Genomic DNA, 16,137 nt, shown 5'->3' with positions numbered 1-16,137 from the left:
CCATGCCGAAGGGGATCACGCGGGAGAAGGTCGTGGCAGCCGCTCTGGAGCTGCTCGACGAGAAGGGCATCGAGGGTGTCACCGTCCGCGCGCTCGCGGATCGGCTCGACGTCCGCGCACCCGCCCTGTACTGGCACCTGCGCAACAAGCAGGAGCTGCTCGACGAGATGAGCACCACGGTCCTGCGCCGGATCCTGGCGGTGCTGCCGACTTCCAGTTCGGGCTGGCGTGAGGATCTGGCTGTGTACGCCCGCGTGCTCCGCGCCGAGTACCTGCGTCACCGCGACGGTGCCCGCACCTTCAGCGGTGCGCGGGTGTCCGATCCCGAAGTGGTGGTGCGGATCAAGGAGCCCTTCTACCGGCAGTGGACGGAGGAGGGGTTCACCCTCGCGGAGGCGGACGACGCGATGGACCTGATCGTCGCGTTCGTCGTCGGCTTCGTCATCGAGGAGCAGGAACGGCTCCAGTCGGCCGAGGCCGATCCCACGCGGTACTCACTCGCCGAACGCGACGCCGGGCTGGGCGAGGGCGCACCGCTGGTCAAGGCGGCCGGACACCTGCGCGATGACGGTGACCAAAGGTTTGAGCGCCACCTCGGCATCATTCTCGACGGCCTCGCCGCCCGGCACGTCCGGACGGACGCGGCGCACCCGCTGAAATCCTGATCCGCGGCGTAGCCTGCCGGGCAGTCACCAGCGGGCGCTGAAGCCGGCGAGGGCGAGGAGTTCGAGAACGCGACCAGAGCAGCGCTACTGACGGGTACGGGCGTGCAAGAGCCGGTGTTCGGCAGGAATCATCGGGGCAGGAAGACGGCAGCGGCGGCGATCAACGGCCCGAGCACCGGGATCGCCGCCTGCAGCTCGCTGAGCAGCGTCCGATCGACGCCGATCACCTGTTCCAGCTTCATCCGCTGCTCGGCGCGGTCGACCAGCGCGGCGCGGTCGGCGGGTGGATCGGCGAACATCGCGGCGACGAGGTGCTCGCCGCGCCTGCGGATCGCGGCGGCCGCCGGGGCGTAGAACACGCCGACTGTCGCCGACCCGCCACCACCGAACACGATCACCAGCTCGCGCGGTGCGTTCTTGGCCATCAGAATCCCGGCGCCGAGCGCGAGCGTGGACAGCGCCACCAGCGCACCCAGTCCGGATGCCAGCCGCTGCAACCGGCGGCGGAGCCCCACCAGCTCCACCACGGACGCTTCGAGCCCCGCCAGGCCGGCGGTCCGCGGCTGCGTCATCGCGAGGTGACGCACGCCGAACATCGCGGCACCGGCACAGGCGCCACCGGAGACTGCGAGCAGTACCAGCAGGTCCCCGCGCCAGCCGTGGCCCGGCTGTGCCGCGACCAGCTCAGCGGTGGTGATCACCACCAATGTCCCGGCGAAGATGACCGCCGTGGGCAGTATGGTCGACCTCCGCGGCAGCGGCCGGATCGCCGCCAGCTCACGCCACTGCGCCAGGCCGTGCAGCGCCACCAGCCCGGACGAGCCGCACAGGGTCACTGCGAGGGTCGCCCAAACCTGCCACAGCGGGTTCGCGCGGACGTTCGAACTGAGGGCGATCAGCAGCCCGGCGACGCCGAGGAGCAGTATCACTACACCGCCCCGAACCCGTGAACTGGCCACGGTTCAGTGTCCCAGTAACCGGACCAAGATCAGAAGAGCGCCCGGGCCGGTGCGTCCGGACGCGTTCCGAGGTCAGGGTGCCTCGCCGAACACCATGCGGTGCCCACGTGCGGTGTCCATGTACTCGCGAACTCGGTGGATCAACCCGTCCCGCAATTCGAAGACAAAGCAGTAGTCGTTGACGTAAGCATTTCCGTTGGCCAGGGTCGCCTTCATTGTTTCCTCGACGATCACATGGTCGCCGGCCGCATGGAACCCGGTGAACGTGACGGTGACGTCCCGTGTGAAAAGCCGGGGGAAGTCGTCGGCGAGGAACTGGGCGATCGATTCCCGGCCGATCATGTGGCTGGGAACGCCCAACGCGGTAGCAGTGGCATTGTCATCGGGGGCCAGCCACTCGGCGTCCTCGGTGAAGACAGCCGATATTTTTTCGGTATCGTGCTCGGAGAAAACCCGCCACGCCTTCTGGACGATATCGCGATTCGTTGGTGCCATACCGAAAACCTAGAAGAAGCCGCGGGGCGGGGCTGGCAGAAATCCGACCTCATCGCTGGGCTGGACGCGGCGGCGTATCGACTGGGATACGCCGCCGCGCCGGGCTATGGAGTCGTGCTGGTCAGCGTCGGCTTACCGGCTGGAGCGGGGCGGTTTCGGGTCCCCGCTGGTCGACGTGCTTGGCCAGGACGGTCAGCAGGTACACCGCCGCCGCGAGTGCCAGCGAGCTGACGAGTGCGGTGGCCAGTGAACCCGGCACCAGGAAAGCGGTGTACGACACCAGGATGCCGCCGACGAGCCAGATCCGGTGCCGGCCGGTCCAGTTGGCCGCCGCTTGCCAGCGCAGCACCAGCAAGCCGAAGGGCACGGCGGCCATGGCGGCCATGACCAGCCGCAACAGGGGCGGCATCAGGTCGCCGAACAGCAGGTCGGCGCCGAGGCCGAGCGGGAGCAGGGTGGTCAGGAAGGCCATGGTCAGGTACATGGACACGAAGCCGACCACTCCCGGACGGGGTGCGGTCCGCGTCGCTCGACCGCGACGCTTGAGGCGGCGTGGCACGGCCACCAGCGCGAGCAGTCCAAGCACGACGATGAGCGCGAGGAACACCAGCGTCCAGCCCCACGGCGTCTGGTAGCCGGGGTCCTGGGACGTCGATACGAAAAGGCCGAGCCCGAACACCCCCGCGATCGACAACGCGCCGACCCCGAGCAAACCCCTCTTGCCCAGATACGGCCGGGCGCGCCGGGCCGGGAAGAGGAGGTCGGCGATGCCGATGGGCACGAGGACACCGAGCACGACGTAGACGCCGATCTGCGACTCCCAGTACGACCAGTTCACGCCGAGGCCTCGCCAGCCCCAGTCCGCGGCGCCGTACATCCGGGGATTGGTCAGGGCTTGCAGGCCCAGCCCGTCCTTCGCGATCTGGTAGGCCACGCCCAGCAACACGAGACTCGGCCAGCCACCACCTGCCCGCACGACCGCCTCGCGGATCACGAGGACACCGGCCCCGTACACCACCACGAGCAAGGGCAGGAGCAGCCAGGTCATCGGCACCGCGGTGAACGTCAGTGCCGCGCACAGGACAGCAGGCAGTGCGAGCGCCCAGGGTGCACGGTCCCAGCGCCGTTTCCTCGTCATCGGTCCCGCCGTGCTGCCCGGGTTCGGGTTCTGCTTGTGCATCAGTGCACTTCGTGTGCGGTCAGGAGTTCTTCGAGCTTCGCGTTCTGCGCTCGTGCCATGTGCACGGCCTGCTGCTCGTAGGTCGCCCGTTCCGCTGGATCGTCCGGCATCGGCGGGGCGATGTTCGGCTGCAACCGCGAGGTGTGCAGCCAGTTGCCGATATCCGCGTTGCCTGCCCACCGCAGCTGCTCCGAATTCGCGGAAATGGCGAACCGGAGCCAATCCACGTCGGTCTTCGGGTTCGGCGTGACGGGGCAGAGTTCGTTCTTCACGGTGTCCTCGGACTGGGTCGCCTCCACGTGCGCGATGAGAGCGGCGCTGAAAACCGGCTGGCAGACCCGGACCGACTGCAGGGTGATCAGTCCACTTTGGAAGATCGGGACGACGGGGAGTTGCTTGGCGGCGTCGGCGGTGCAGTCCACGTGCAGGACGCGGTGATCGGTCGGTACCGTGCCGCCGTCGAGCTCGATGTCCGCTTCGTTGATCCGCTTCACCCGGCCGAGCCGGACGACGTCCTTGATCTTGCGCAGTTGTTCGAGTTCCGCCTTCGAAACGGTCGCGCAGCGGAACGCCGTCGGCCGGTCGTCCGGGAAGATCTTGAGCAAGGCACCGATGGCGTCGAGCCGGTGGAAGAGGTCGGGCACGGACTCGGCACCCATGATGGCTTCGTGTTTGGCGACGTATTCCCGCCCGATGTCTTCGGCCTGGCGGAGGGGGAGCGGCTGTATCGTGGCCCGGTCGAAGAGCCAGGGTGCGCGGGGCATGATCCAGGTCAGGTCGGCGGGGTCGACGCCCTGCTCCAGCAGCCAGAGGCAGGTGTCGATGCCGGTCTTGCCGGCGCCGACGATGACGTACCGGTCGTAGGGCTCGCGGATGGCGGGCAGTTCGTTCGGCGGGACAACGGGAATGCCGGGGGCGACCGGGAATTCCGGCGGTCGCATGGCAGGCACCGTCACGCTCTGGTAGGTGGTGTCCACGACCTTCCGCCGCACGGTCACCTGGTACTCCTTGCCGGAGGTCGTCAGGTAGAACCGCCCGGCGCCCTGGTATTCGGCCATGGGGAAGTACGAAACCCGCCCGGACGGCAGGAAGGTCTGCCGCATGACCTGGTCGAAGTAGCTGCAGATCTCGGCCGCGCTCGCCAGTTCGTAGAGCCCGGCGTTCCAGCCGATCCGGTCGACCCGGTCCTCGCCGAGCGGGCGGGAGTTCACGCCGTACATGGCGGAGGGCTGGTGCAGCCGCACGTAGGGGTAGGCGACGGTCCAGTGCCCGCCCGGCCGGTGGTAGCGGTCGACCAGGGTCACGGTCGCCTGCGATTCGGTCAGCAGCGTGTCCACGAAGGCCATCGCTGTCGCGCCCGCTCCGATCACGAGGTAGTCGGTTTCGATAGTGGTCACCATCACGTATTCCTGTTCTTTTCTGTTTTCGAGCCGGTGTGCTGGGGGTGGTTCACTCGGCGGCGCGCAGCGGGGCGCCGGCCTGGTGGAGGTGTCGCAGGGCCTGCCGGTAGGAGTCGAGCAGGCTGGTTTCGTGGTACGGGACACCGATTTCGGCGCAGTACGCCCGCACCACCGGGGCGGCCCGGCGCAGGTTCGGTGAAGGCATGCTGGGGAAGAGGTGGTGCTCGATCTGGTAGTTGAGCCCGCCGAGCGCGTTGTCCACGAACCGGCCGCCGCGTACGTTCCGCGAGGTCAGCACCTGCCTGCGCAGGAAGTCCGGCCGCTGGTCCCCGCTGAACATGGGCATGCCCTTGTGGTTGGGCGCGAAGATGGAACCCAGGTAGACGCCCCACAGTCCCTGGTGCACCACGATGAACACCAGCGCCTTGGTCACCGGCAGCACGGTGAAGACCGCGCCGAAGTACCACGCGAAGTGCGCGACGAGCAGGCCGGCCTCGAGGAACCGGTGCTTCATCTTCGGCTGGAGAGCCGCGCGAATGCCGGAGAAGTGCAGGTTCCAGCCTTCGAGCGTGAGCAGCGGGAAGAACAGGAACGCCTGCCACTTCCCGATGAACCGGGGCAGTCCGCGGCTGGCCCTGGCCTGGTCCTTCGACCACACCAGGATGTCGGGGTCGACGTCGGGGTCGAGTTCCGTGTGGTTCGGGTTGGCGTGGTGGCGGGTGTGCTTGTCCATCCACCAGCCGTAACCCATGCCGATCGCGAGGTTCCCGGCCAGCCTGCCCGCCACTTCGCTCGGCTTCCTGGTGCGGAACACCTGGCGGTGGGCCAAATCGTGCGACACCAGGGCGATCTGTCCGAACACGACGGCGAGGAACGCCGCGACCGCCAGTTGCCACCACGAATCGCCGAGCCGGGTGAAGGCCACCCAGCCGGCGGCGAACAGCAGCGCGACGGCGGTGAGCCGGCCCGCGTAGTACGCCGGGCGCCGGTCGAGCAGGCCGAGTTCGGAGATGCGGTGGGACAGGTGCGCGAAGTCGCTTGCGGTTCGCGCCGACGGGCGTGCGCTGGGGAACATGATCGCCTAACCAGGATGCGTACAGTGTATTGATCGACTGCGCCCAGTGTAATGACGCCGGTGGTCTGGACAAGGATTTCTGTTTGTACGAAAGAAAGAAGTGCACTAGTCTGTCCGAAGTGAACTAGTACACTTCGCCGGTGTCGACGAGTGGATCAGGAGCCGCACATGCCGTCTGGGACCCCATCGGAGCCGCTTTACCTGCGCATCGCCGGGGAGATCGGAGCCAGGATCCGGTCCGGTGAGCTCCCGCCGGGGGAGCGGCTGCCGTCCATCCGCCAGATCGCGGACCGCTGGGGGGTCGCGATCGCGACCGCGACCAGGGTGGTCGCCACCCTGCGCGAAGACGGGCTCGTCGAAGCGAAGGTCGGGTCGGGCACGGTGGTCAGCGCGTCCCCCGGCCGGTCGCTGCCGTCCGGCCGGGTGAAGGGGCCCGCCTCCCGGCTGCCTCCGCGTCCGGCGAGTGCCAAGCAGCCGCTCAGCCGCGAGCACCTGCTGCGGACCGCCATCGCGATCGCCGACGTCGAAGGGGCCGAAGCCGTGTCCATGCGCCGGATCGCCGCCGAACTGGGGGTGGGCGCGATGTCGCTCTACCGCCACATCGCGAACAAGGACGACCTGGTGACGCAGATGGCCGACCTGGTCTTCGGTGAAGCGGAACTACCCGATCCGGGGCCCGCGGGGTGGCGGGCCAAGCTCGAACTGGTCGCGCGGCGGCAATGGGCGCTGTGCTGGCGACACCTTTGGCTGCCCCAGGCGATTTCGTTCACCCGGCCCTCGTTCTCGCCCAACCTGATGGTGCACACCGAGTGGATCCTGCGCGCCCTCGACGGCCTCGGCCTTCCGCTGCGGACGCGGATGCAGGAAGCGGTGGCACTGCACTCGCTGGTGCTCACCGTCGCACTGTCCACAGCGGACGAAGTGGAGGCCGAGCAGGAGACCGGGGTGACGCTCGCCAGGTGGTTGCAGGCGCAGCGGGCGCGGGCCGAGGAGCTGTTCGCGAGCGGGCGGTTCCCGTTGCTGGCCGAGGCCCACGACGAAACGGCACTCGACCTCGACGAGCTGTTCGAATACAGCCTCGCCCGGCACCTCGACGGGGTCGCGATCCTGGTGGGCGAGCGGGTGCCGAAGGCGACCTAGCGGGGACGGCGGCCACCAGGTTCCTGCCGGTGTCCGAATCTGTGGGGTGGTTGTCCTTGAAGACCTCGGGCTCGGGCGTGAGACTTCCGGTGTGGATGAGGCGGAGCAACGGGATGTCGTCGTCATCGTGTGCGAGGGAGTGGTGCTTCTCGACCTCACGGGTCCGGTGCAGGTGTTCACCGGTGCGGGTGGCTACCGGACACGTCTCGCCTCGCTCGACGGCAAGCCGGTGCGCACGGACACCGGGGTCGTGCTCGGTGTCGACCGTGCACTGTCCGAAGTGGACTACCCGGCGGACACGGTGGTCGTCCCGGGCCCGGAACCCGGCCTGCTCGACGGCTTCCCACCGGCACTGATCGCCGAGGTCCGCCGGCTCGGTGGCGCCGCCCGCAGGGTCGCCTCGGTCTGCACCGGAGCGTTCCTGCTGGCGGAGGCGGGCCTGCTCAGGGGCAGGCGGGCGACCACGCACTGGGCGATGTGCGCCGAGCTGGCCGCGCGGTTCCCCGGCGTGACGGTCCGATCGGACGCCATCTACGTGCGCGATGACCACGTGGTGACCTCGGCCGGGGTGAGCGCCGGCATCGATCTGGCCCTCGCGCTGGTCGAGGAGGACCACGGTGCGGACGCGGCACGAACGGTCGCCAGGAACCTGGTGGTGTTCCTGCGCCGGCCCGGTGGCCAGTCCCAGTTCAGCGTCTGGGGCGAGCTTCCCCCGCCCCGCGCTCCCGCCTTGCGCGCGGTGCTCGACGCGGTCGTCGCCGACCCGGCCGCCGACCACACCCTGGCCGGGATGGCCGCGCGCGCGATGCTCAGCGAACGCCACCTGGCCCGCCTCTTCCAGCGTGACCTCGGTATTACCGCCGGGCAGTACGTGACGCGGGTCCGGGTACAGGCGGCACGCACCCTGCTCGAATCCGGCGATGCCGGCGTGGAGACCGTGGCCCGCCGCTGCGGCTTCGGTTCCGACGAGACCCTGCGCCGGGTTTTCCTCCAGGTGCTCGGCATCACCCCCACCGCATACCGGCAACGCTTCGCCCACTCGTAGAACTCTTCGAAGGAGACACCATGTCGCATTCCGTTCCCCGCCGCACCGTGCTGGGCGGCGCCGTCACCGGCGCGATCACGGCCGGACTCCCGGCCGTCGCCGTCGCCGCGAGTCCGCCCGGACTGTCCTTTCCCACCACCCGGTTGGCCAGGCAGGCGCACACACTGGTCACCGAGACACAGCAACCGTTCCTGCGCAACCACAGCCTGCGCAGCTTCCTGTTCGCCCGCGCGGCGGCCGAGCGGCAGGGCAGGCGAGCGGGCGAGGACTACGACACCGAACTGGTGTTCCTCATCTGCGTGCTGCACGACATGGGGCTGACCGACGAAGGAAACACCGACCAGCGGTTCGAGGTCGCCGGCGCCGACTTCGCCGCCCGGTTCCTCGAAGAGCGCGGCGTGACCGACCACCGGGTGGACACCGTGTGGGACGCCATCGCGTTGCACACCACGCAACACATACACGGGTCACCGGTGTTCCAGCGCCGTCGCCCCGCCGAGATCGGCATCGCGCAGACCGGCATCGGCATCGACCTGACCGGCCCCGACGACCCCGGCCAACTGCCGCCCGGATACGCCGACCGCGTGCACAGCCGCCACCCCCGCCTCGGCGGCGCCCGCGCGCTCACCGACGCCATGATCGAGCAGACCACCGCCAACCCGCTCAAGGCACCCCCGATGACCCTGCCCGGCGAGATCCACCACCAGCGCCACCCCTCGCTGCCCTACCTGACCTGGGACATGATCCTCGACGCGAACAGCTGGAAAGACTGATCACGCCAGGCGAGTGCGGGCGGACCGGGACGTCGATCAGGAGGGGGTGCGGTGGACGCACGCGAGGTAGTGGTGCTGGGCACGCTGGCGGTGGCGATGTTCAACGTCGGAGTCATCTGGCTCACGCAGCGGGTGGTCTACCCCGTGTGGGCGCTGGTCGGTGCGGACGACTGGCGTGCTTACCACAATGCCCACAAGCGACGGCTTCCCGACACGGTCTTCGTCCCTCACGGCTTGGGCATCGTGGGCTCGGCACTGCTCGTCGTGTGGCCGCCCGATCGGGTCGCGGCATGGACGGTGTGGCTGGCACTGGCTCTGCCGATCACCATGGCGGCCGCGACCGCCGCGTACTGGGCGCCCCTGCAGGTCCGCCTGTCCACCCGGCTGGACCGCGCGCTGCTACGGCGACTGCTGGCCACGCACCGGCTCCGGGTCGCACTGATCATCGCCCACGGCGTGGTGATGTGGTGGGTGGCCGCGGTGACCTTCGCCTGAGGCAGGGACGTAGGTGAGTTTCGTGCCTGGTCGGTCAAATGCCGCCGCGGACCGTCCTGACAGGACAGTCCGCCTCTGGCTACTGAAACCTCTGCGAGGGTGCGGGCGGCTTGTGCCACCCGCGACCGTCGGCTTCGAGTAAAGGCAACGGTTCCCGCCCACCGAGGCGGGCGGGAACCGGCAGGGTCAGCTGTTGGGGCAGGTGCTGCGGAACTCTTCCACCAGCGTGGACTTCGACGGGCCGGGGCAGAGGAACTGCTCGTAGCGGGTGTCGTTGTCCACGAACCGCTTCAACCACGAGATCATGTACTTGGCCTGCGTGGTGTTGGGCGTGTTCGGGAAGAAGTGGCTGGCGTTGTTCAGCTCCAGGTACGCCTTGTCCGGGGCGCTGGACATCGAGGTGTAGAACGGCTCGGCGTGGCTGGAGACCGGGGCCACCGAGTCGGACTCGCCGCCGACGATCAACGTGGGCACCTGGTCGGTGTTCCAGGACTTGTCCAGGTTCCAGGGAGCCAGCGGAATGGCGGCTTCCAGGCTGGGGCGCTTGACCGAGGCCTCCAGCGAGCCGCCGCCGCCCATCGAGTGCCCGGCCACGGCGAGCCGCGTCGGGTCGATCTTGCTGCGGACGGTGGTCGGGCTCTGCTGGGTCAGGTAGTCCAGGGCGGCGAGCAGCTGGTCACCGCGGCTGGCGGGCTGGTCGTAGCGGCTGTTGGTGTCGATGGTGATCACCACGAAGCCCTGTGACGCCAGGCGGCGGCCCATCCAGGAGATGCTGGACTGGGCGGCGGTGTAGCCGGGGGAGATGGCGAGCGCGCCGTAGGTGCCCTCGCTGGTGCTGGTCGGGTAGTAGATCGTGCCACCGCCGAAGCCGGAGACCAGGCTGGAAACCGTGCTGGTCGCGGTGGCGAACGGGCCGGTGGTGGCCTCGATGCTGGACTCGGTGGGGGCGGGTCCACGCTCGTAGGGGTTCTCGGCCGCACTCGCGGCGGGGGCGGTGAACACAGCGGCGCCCAGCGCGAGGGCGAGCGCGGCACCGGTGAGTCGTTTGGGCACAGGAGTGCTCCTTCAGGATTCTTACGTGAAGAGCCGGGGGTCGACTATGGCCCAGGCCACCCGAACGGGTAAGGCAAACGTACCAGCCAGTAGGTCCATTCGCGTGCACCCGAATGGGTGAATGGGAGCATGCCTCCGGTATCAGCCCGTGAAGGGGAATGAGGCCAGCGGACGCCAGGGGCCGCCCAGGTAGTGCCACGCGTCAAGGCCGGTGGCGGTGGCCTCGGCCGGGGTGAAGTCGGCTCGCAGGAGGTCGAGGGTGGCTGCCGCGATCTGGGGGGTGACCTTGTTCTGGACGGTGACATGGGGCCTGAGCGGCTGGGCGTCCTGGGCGGTCAACCACGGGCGCCAGCGCCTCTGCAAGGTCTGGTGGAGCTGCACGAGGACGGGCGATGACACGGTGAGCGCGGTGCCGCGGCCGAGGGAGCGAACGCCGTCCACGGTGAGCGGGAACGGCGGTGTGCTGTTGGTGACATCGGTGCAGGTAGCGACGACCGCGTCGGAATGCACGCCCGGGAGAGCGTGGAAGAGGGTGAGATGAGCGCCGACGAGCAACCGGCTGGGCGGAAACCAGGTCCGGCGCAGCTCGTCCCACGCCTGCTGCGTCTCCTGGTCGACAGCCAGCGTGATCACCAAAGGGGGAACACTCACAAAACCTCCGCGGCAAAGTTCACCAGCCATTCTAGGCTGATTCCCTCGGCAGGTTGGGGTTCACATGATGCTATCGGGACCGCAGGTGTACACCTACAAGCGAATTGACTCATCTTGGGGTCTCAGAGTGACGATCGAAGGTGCGTCCGAGTTCGCCGATCGTCAACCCGGTCCGGGCGAGCCTGTTCGCTTGCGGTTCTCCGGCGAGGCTGAAAGCTTGGGTCGGTCACCGGAATGCTCAAATCGAAGGAGAGCATTGATGAGTGCTACACCCAGGAACGCGGCACGATTTATCGCGGCATCGACAATGGCAGTGGCCGCCGTTTTCGCCGGCGGGGCCAGCGGTCTCGTCGCCAGCGCGGATCCGGCGCCGCAGGCGAGCACGGAGACGACCATCAACGCCCCGGACGTGTGGATCGACTGGAAGGTCTACTCGACCTATGAGAAATGCCGCCAGGCCGGGCGCGACATGATCGGTGTCGGCGCGGTCGTGGATTACCGGTGCACTTTCGACAGCCCGGGCTGGTTGCTCGAACTGCGCATGGTCGACTGAGTGGTTTCCCGGCCGCCACTCGGCGAGTGGCGGCCGGGACCGTCGTCATTGGTGGGGGATGGGTACGCCCGCGGCACGCAATCTGGCCTCGACGAGGGCGTTCAGCCGTGCGGAAGTCGTCGCTGCCCGGTTTTCACCGTGGTGGTTGATCAGCCCGTATCGGGTCACGTCGTCGGGCCGGGGCTGGAAGTCCGCCGGTATCGCCAGGTGCTCGCGGTCGGCCAGCAGGTTGTCGGCCAGCGCGTCCGCCAGCTCGGCGATCCGCGGGTCGTCCGGTTCCCAGGACCGCGCGTCCCAGCCGCGTTTGGTCAGGTCGACGAACGCGGGGTCGTCGAGCCGGTGTTCGAACTGGGTCAGGAAGAGGTCGAACAACTTCGGCGCCAGCGCCCTGGCCAGCACCAGCGCTTCCCGTTTGCCCGCCACGTAGTCGGGGTCGAAGCCGAGAGCGGTGAGCCGGTCCAGGATCGCGAGCGCCCGGTCGGGCAGCAGGAGCCGGTCGCCGTCGGCGAGCTGCCGCAGGGTGTCGCGCCGCGCGTTCAGCTCGGCGATCCGCTCGGTGAGGCGCCGTTCGACGCCGACGAGCGCGGTGGCGAACTGCTCGGCGTCGGCGTCGAGCATCGGCCCGACCTCGGCCAGCGGCACCCCGGCGGCGGCCAGCGTCCGGATCTGCACCAGCCGCAGCAGATCGGCCGATCCGTACCGCCGGTAGCCGGAGCTGTCGCGCCGGGGTTCGTCGAGCAACCCGTGCCGGTGGTAGTGCCGCACGGTCTTCACCGTGATGCCGACGAAGGCCGCCGCCTGGCCGATCGTGATGCCACCGGCGGGCGGCATCACGATCGAGGTCGACGTGACCGAGTGGGTCGAGGGAGCCATGAGACGAGTTTGGAGCCTGACCCAAGGTCAAGGTCAACCGCCGTCAGTTCGTGGCCCGCCCGTCGCAGAACACCGCCCTGAGCAGCTTGCCCAACGCCTTCGGGTAGCCCTCGGCCAGGTCGGCTTCGACGTTTCCGGCGGTGATCGAGCCGGTCAGGGTTTTGCTGCCGTCGAGCGTGCTGTACATCAACGCGCCGTAGCCGATGGTGCTGCCGTTGTGGCGCAGGACTGCGACGCCGCACCCCGCGTCCTCCACGAACAGCCCGAGCCCGTAGTCGGCCTTCGGGTGCGGCGTGCGCATCTCGGCCAGCAACGGGGCCGGCAGGAGCTTGCCGCCCACCAGCGCGGAGAAGAACTTGTGGAGGTCCTGGGTGGTCGAGATCATGTCACCGGCGGCGAACAGCAAAGAGACATTCTGTCGGGTGACGTCGACCGTCTTCGGCTGGCCCGCGTCCTGGTAGCGGTAGTAGCCGTGGGCGTGCGGTCCGGGGATGCCCGGCCGGTCACCCGGCACCACGGTGCCCGGCAACCCGAGCGGCCGCAGGATCCGCCGCTGCATTTCTTCCGCGTACGAACGACCGGTGACCTTTTCGATCAACAGTCCGGCGATCGTGTAGTTGGTGTTCGAGTAGTTCCAATCCGACCCCGGCTCGAACAGTGCCGGTTTCGCCAGCGCGAACCGCACCAGGTCTTCCGGCTGGTAGGTGCGGAACCGATTGTCCACCCATTCCTGGCCCGTCGAGGGAAGGCCCGGCATGGTCGTCCCGTTGTAGTAGTCGCCGGTGTGGCTGAACACCCCGCTGGTGTGCTGCAGCAGCATCCGCACGGTGATCCGGCGGTCCATGCCGAACTGCGGCAGGTAGCGGCTCACCGGTGCGTCCAGCCCGATCTTGTTTTCGGCCACCAGTTGCAGGACCACGGTCGCGACGAAGGTCTTGGTGTTGCTGCCGATCCGGAAGAGCCCGTTCGTCGGCGGCTTCGCGGTCCCGCCCAGTTCGCGCACCCCGGCGCTGCCGACCCACTCGCCGCGCTGGTCGTGCACCCGCAGCTGCATCCCGGCGAAACCGACGTCGACGAACCCCTGAGCGGCCTCCTGCAACTCCGGGCGATGCTGCCTGCCGCTGTCCGCGGTGGCCACGCCGGGTGAGGCCAGCAACGTGACCGCCAACGCCGTGACTGCCGCTCGCCGCCATTTCTTCCGGAAGCCGCCGCTCGGCGTCTTGATGTTGTTGTTCATGGGCCCAGGCTTCAGGTTGACCCAGGGGAGGGGTCAAGACCTTCCTTCGCCGGGGTTCGTGCGCCCTGCTCCGGTGCCTGGAAGCCGCCGATTTTCCGCTCGAGCAGTTCGGCCAGCCGCAGCGGGGTGCGGTCTTCGAACATCGGGCCGATGAGCTGCACTCCGACCGGCAGGCCCTCGGGGGACCGGCCCGCGGGTATGGCGGTGGCGGGCAGGCCGGGCATGGTGGCCAGGCCGGCCCAGACGAGCTGGTCGAAATAGGGGTACTCGACGCCGTCGATGTCGATGCGCCGTTCCATCGGATTGGGGGTGTGGTCGTGCGGGAACGCGGGCGTCGGGGTGATCGGGCACACCACGGCGTCGAACTCGGCGAACAGCCGCCGCCAGCCGTGGCGGTGGAGTTCACGGCGGTGGTTCGCCTCCATCCAGTCGCGGTGGCTGAACAGCAAGGCGCGCAGCCGCACGGCGTCGAGACTCTGGTCGTCCGCGCTGAGCCCGGCGACGCGGGTCCGTAGCTGCTCGAGCGAGTCGATGGGGAAACGCGCGACCGATCCCGAAATCAGCAACTGCATGTAGAGCGTCGCGGCTTCGGTCAGGTCGGGCAGCAGCGGACTGTGCCGTTCGACGCGGGCGCCACCGTCGACGAGCGCGGCGGCCACCCGGTTCACGCCCGCCCGCACGGCGGACCCGGTCGGGATGAGCGGATGCTCGTCGAGGACCAGGACCCGGAAATCACCGAGCCGTTCGTGGCGGGCGGGTGGCAGTGCCACGCGGTGCGCCACGCCGAGCGTCAGCGGGTCCGGCCCGGCCATGACGTCGAGCAGGAGCGTGAGGTCGCGGGCGGAGCGCGCCATCGGACCGACGACGGCGAGATCGAGATCGGTCGGCAAGGCCGGCTCGGACGGCGGGACCATGCCACGGGTCGCCGCCAGTCCGAGCGTCGGCTTGTGCGCGTGGACGCCGCAGAAATGTGCGGGGGTGCGCAGCGAACCGGCGATGTCGGAGGCGATGGACAACGCGCCGAACCCGGACGCCAGTGCCGCCGCCGACCCGCCGGAGGAGCCGCCCGAGGTGCGACCGTGGTCCCACGGGTTGGTGGTGGTGCCGTAGATGTCGTTGAAGCTCTGGATGTCCTGCAGCCCCAGCGGCACGTTGGTCTTGCCGAGCACCACCGCGCCCGCGGCCTTGAGCCGCGACACCTGTACCGCGTCTTCGGACGGCACATGGTCCCGGTGCGGCGGCATGCCCCAGGTCGTGGGCAGCCCGGCGATGTCGTACGACTCCTTGACCGTCACCGGAACACCGAGCAGCGGCCGGTCCTCACCACGCGCGCGTGCCTGGTCGGCACGGTGTGCGGTGGTCCGCGCCCGGTCGAAGTCCGGCACGCAGATCGCGTTGATCACCTCGTCTTCGCGCTCGATACGGGCGATCGCCTCCTCGGTCAATTCCACCGATGTCACCGCACCGGCGCGCAATGCGGCGATAAGTCCTTCGGCTGTTTCGAAGCTCCATTCCATGAATCCGAAGTTATCGGACTGCCGCGGTGGGCACGAAATTCCGGTTCGCGCAATAAGGAGACCACCTTTGTCGGTGAAATCGCGCGCGCCGCAGGCCATGAAATGCCACATCCGGCAATGGGATGGATGTCTCAATTCATGTGCCCCATTGCCCGTGCCGGACGGCCTGACGCAGAGCGGCGACGAACGCCGTGGTCGCGGGTGGGTCCGGTGGGTCGCCGTAGGTGGCCAGGTAGACGTGCCGCTGGAAGTCGGGGAGGGGACTGGCTTCGATCCCGGGTGCGTGGTGGGTGCGCAGTGCCAGTCCCGGCATGGTGGTCACGCCCATGCCCGCGGCGACCAGTGCCTGCTGGACGATGATGTCGTCGCTGGTGTACGCGATGGCCGGGACGAACCCCGCCCTGTCGCAAGCTTCGAGGAATTCGCGGCGGCAGTTCTCGCAGCCCGCGATCCAGGCGGAGCCGCGGTTGCCCGCCAGTGTCTGGCCGGGTTCGAGGCTGAGCAGGTACATCGGGTCGTCGAACAGGTGCGTGGCGCGGATGTCGTCCGGGGTCGTCTCGTCGTAGCGGAAGACGACCGCGACATCGACCTCCCCGGCTCGCAGCAGGTCGAGTGCCACCTGCGGATGGGCCTCGACCAGATGCAGTTCGATGCCGGGGTGTTCGCGGCGCACGGTGCCCACGGCGTGCGGCACCAGCGCGGCGAGCGCCGACTGGAAGCCCGCGAGCCGGACGCGGCCGGTGCGCAGGCCCACCATCGCGGACAGTTCCGCGGCGGCGGCATCGACCCGGCCGATGATCTCGGTGGCGCGGCGGGCCAGGTGCCGGCCCTCGGGGGTGAGCCGGATGCCCCGGCCGACCCGCTGGACGAGCCGGGCCCCGGTCTCGGCTTCCAATTTGGCCAGGTGGTGGCTGACGGCGGGCTGGGAGTAGTTGAGCTGCTTGGCGGCCTTGGTGACCGAGCCCTGCGCGGCGATCGCCGCGAGCACCCGTAACCGCAGGATATCCAGCATGTATCAAAGATACG

17 protein-coding genes are annotated in these 16,137 nt (G+C 68.9%); 6 read left to right on the top strand and 11 right to left on the bottom strand.

Annotated features, from left to right (window positions below; translation table 11 throughout):
- Positions 1 to 2: 2 nt before the first annotated feature.
- Positions 3 to 665, top strand: a complete 663-nt coding sequence (locus tag L3Q67_RS44145) for a TetR family transcriptional regulator (protein ID WP_499187344.1) — start codon at positions 3 to 5, stop codon at positions 663 to 665.
- 128 nt (positions 666 to 793) lie between these two features.
- Here the strand turns inward: L3Q67_RS44145 and L3Q67_RS44140 are convergent, their stop codons facing one another.
- From L3Q67_RS44140 to L3Q67_RS44120, 5 genes are all read right to left on the bottom strand, one after another.
- Positions 794 to 1,594 (bottom strand): hypothetical protein, encoded by an 801-nt coding sequence (locus tag L3Q67_RS44140; protein ID WP_499187343.1) that lies wholly within the window; start codon positions 1,592 to 1,594, stop codon positions 794 to 796.
- Between the two features lie 102 nt (positions 1,595 to 1,696).
- The gene (locus L3Q67_RS44135) at positions 1,697 to 2,119 is read right to left on the bottom strand and encodes a nuclear transport factor 2 family protein (RefSeq protein ID WP_499187342.1); all 423 of its coding nucleotides are present in this window, start codon (positions 2,117 to 2,119) and stop codon (positions 1,697 to 1,699) included.
- Positions 2,120 to 2,240: 121 nt separating this feature from the next.
- Positions 2,241 to 3,299 carry a hypothetical protein gene (locus tag L3Q67_RS44130; protein WP_499187341.1) on the bottom strand — a complete coding sequence of 353 codons (1,059 nt, stop codon included), beginning with the start codon at positions 3,297 to 3,299 and terminating at the stop codon, positions 2,241 to 2,243.
- Entirely contained in the window at positions 3,299 to 4,699 is a 1,401-nt protein-coding gene (locus tag L3Q67_RS44125) for an NAD(P)/FAD-dependent oxidoreductase (RefSeq protein ID WP_499187340.1), read from the bottom strand. The genes L3Q67_RS44130 and L3Q67_RS44125 overlap by 1 nt, the downstream gene beginning before the upstream one ends.
- Positions 4,700 to 4,748: 49 nt before the next feature.
- Positions 4,749 to 5,774 carry a fatty acid desaturase family protein gene (locus L3Q67_RS44120; RefSeq protein ID WP_499187339.1) on the bottom strand — a complete coding sequence of 342 codons (1,026 nt, stop codon included), beginning with the start codon at positions 5,772 to 5,774 and terminating at the stop codon, positions 4,749 to 4,751.
- A gap of 168 nt (positions 5,775 to 5,942) precedes the next feature.
- On the opposite strand from L3Q67_RS44120, the gene L3Q67_RS44115 reads away from it, so the two are divergent.
- From L3Q67_RS44115 to L3Q67_RS44100, 4 genes are all read left to right on the top strand, one after another.
- Entirely contained in the window at positions 5,943 to 6,914 is a 972-nt protein-coding gene (locus L3Q67_RS44115) for a TetR/AcrR family transcriptional regulator C-terminal domain-containing protein (RefSeq protein WP_499187338.1), read from the top strand.
- A gap of 91 nt (positions 6,915 to 7,005) precedes the next feature.
- Entirely contained in the window at positions 7,006 to 7,959 is a 954-nt protein-coding gene (locus L3Q67_RS44110) for a GlxA family transcriptional regulator (protein ID WP_499187337.1), read from the top strand.
- A gap of 20 nt (positions 7,960 to 7,979) precedes the next feature.
- Positions 7,980 to 8,732 carry an HD domain-containing protein gene (locus tag L3Q67_RS44105; RefSeq protein ID WP_499187336.1) on the top strand — a complete coding sequence of 251 codons (753 nt, stop codon included), beginning with the start codon at positions 7,980 to 7,982 and terminating at the stop codon, positions 8,730 to 8,732.
- Between the two features lie 51 nt (positions 8,733 to 8,783).
- Positions 8,784 to 9,227, top strand: a complete 444-nt coding sequence (locus L3Q67_RS44100) for a hypothetical protein (RefSeq protein WP_499187335.1) — start codon at positions 8,784 to 8,786, stop codon at positions 9,225 to 9,227.
- 186 nt (positions 9,228 to 9,413) lie between these two features.
- On the opposite strand, the gene L3Q67_RS44095 is transcribed toward L3Q67_RS44100, so the two are convergent.
- Positions 9,414 to 10,280, bottom strand: a complete 867-nt coding sequence (locus L3Q67_RS44095) for an alpha/beta hydrolase family protein (protein WP_499187334.1) — start codon at positions 10,278 to 10,280, stop codon at positions 9,414 to 9,416.
- 141 nt (positions 10,281 to 10,421) lie between these two features.
- Positions 10,422 to 10,913: a 2'-5' RNA ligase family protein gene (locus L3Q67_RS44090; RefSeq protein WP_499191791.1), complete on the bottom strand. Its 492-nt coding sequence runs from the start codon at positions 10,911 to 10,913 to the stop codon at positions 10,422 to 10,424.
- Positions 10,914 to 11,190: 277 nt separating this feature from the next.
- Between L3Q67_RS44090 and L3Q67_RS44085 the strand changes: the two genes are divergently transcribed.
- Positions 11,191 to 11,484 carry a hypothetical protein gene (locus tag L3Q67_RS44085; RefSeq protein WP_499187333.1) on the top strand — a complete coding sequence of 98 codons (294 nt, stop codon included), beginning with the start codon at positions 11,191 to 11,193 and terminating at the stop codon, positions 11,482 to 11,484.
- Positions 11,485 to 11,529: 45 nt separating this feature from the next.
- Here L3Q67_RS44085 and L3Q67_RS44080 read toward each other — a convergent pair whose 3' ends face one another.
- From L3Q67_RS44080 to L3Q67_RS44065, 4 genes are all read right to left on the bottom strand, one after another.
- A complete protein-coding gene (locus L3Q67_RS44080; RefSeq protein WP_499187332.1) occupies positions 11,530 to 12,357 on the bottom strand; it encodes a MerR family transcriptional regulator in 828 nt (275 codons plus the stop codon).
- Positions 12,358 to 12,400: 43 nt separating this feature from the next.
- The gene (locus tag L3Q67_RS44075; RefSeq protein WP_499187331.1) at positions 12,401 to 13,594 is read right to left on the bottom strand and encodes a serine hydrolase domain-containing protein; all 1,194 of its coding nucleotides are present in this window, start codon (positions 13,592 to 13,594) and stop codon (positions 12,401 to 12,403) included.
- Between the two features lie 11 nt (positions 13,595 to 13,605).
- Positions 13,606 to 15,111 (bottom strand): amidase, encoded by a 1,506-nt coding sequence (locus L3Q67_RS44070; protein WP_499187330.1) that lies wholly within the window; start codon positions 15,109 to 15,111, stop codon positions 13,606 to 13,608.
- A 136-nt stretch (positions 15,112 to 15,247) separates the two neighbouring features.
- Positions 15,248 to 16,123: a LysR family transcriptional regulator gene (locus L3Q67_RS44065; protein WP_499187329.1), complete on the bottom strand. Its 876-nt coding sequence runs from the start codon at positions 16,121 to 16,123 to the stop codon at positions 15,248 to 15,250.
- Positions 16,124 to 16,137: the final 14 nt, after the last annotated feature.

It is taken from the genome of Saccharothrix sp. AJ9571 (assembly GCF_021725495.1).
In the GTDB taxonomy this organism is placed as follows: domain Bacteria; phylum Actinomycetota; class Actinomycetes; order Mycobacteriales; family Pseudonocardiaceae; genus Amycolatopsis; species Amycolatopsis magusensis.
This window is presented reverse-complemented; position numbering and strand designations above follow the sequence as displayed.

Coding starts and splice junctions, on each gene's coding strand:
- L3Q67_RS44075 (WP_499187331.1), bottom strand. CDS start 13,594: ATGAACAACAACATCAAGACGCCGAGCGGCGGCTTCCGGAAGAAATGG.
- L3Q67_RS44085 (WP_499187333.1), top strand. CDS start 11,191: ATGAGTGCTACACCCAGGAACGCGGCACGATTTATCGCGGCATCGACA.
- L3Q67_RS44125 (WP_499187340.1), bottom strand. CDS start 4,699: ATGGTGACCACTATCGAAACCGACTACCTCGTGATCGGAGCGGGCGCG.
- L3Q67_RS44115 (WP_499187338.1), top strand. CDS start 5,943: ATGCCGTCTGGGACCCCATCGGAGCCGCTTTACCTGCGCATCGCCGGG.
- L3Q67_RS44105 (WP_499187336.1), top strand. CDS start 7,980: ATGTCGCATTCCGTTCCCCGCCGCACCGTGCTGGGCGGCGCCGTCACC.
- L3Q67_RS44130 (WP_499187341.1), bottom strand. CDS start 3,299: ATGCACAAGCAGAACCCGAACCCGGGCAGCACGGCGGGACCGATGACG.
- L3Q67_RS44135 (WP_499187342.1), bottom strand. CDS start 2,119: ATGGCACCAACGAATCGCGATATCGTCCAGAAGGCGTGGCGGGTTTTC.
- L3Q67_RS44120 (WP_499187339.1), bottom strand. CDS start 5,774: ATGTTCCCCAGCGCACGCCCGTCGGCGCGAACCGCAAGCGACTTCGCG.
- L3Q67_RS44145 (WP_499187344.1), top strand. CDS start 3: ATGCCGAAGGGGATCACGCGGGAGAAGGTCGTGGCAGCCGCTCTGGAG.
- L3Q67_RS44070 (WP_499187330.1), bottom strand. CDS start 15,111: ATGGAATGGAGCTTCGAAACAGCCGAAGGACTTATCGCCGCATTGCGC.
- L3Q67_RS44080 (WP_499187332.1), bottom strand. CDS start 12,357: ATGGCTCCCTCGACCCACTCGGTCACGTCGACCTCGATCGTGATGCCG.
- L3Q67_RS44065 (WP_499187329.1), bottom strand. CDS start 16,123: ATGCTGGATATCCTGCGGTTACGGGTGCTCGCGGCGATCGCCGCGCAG.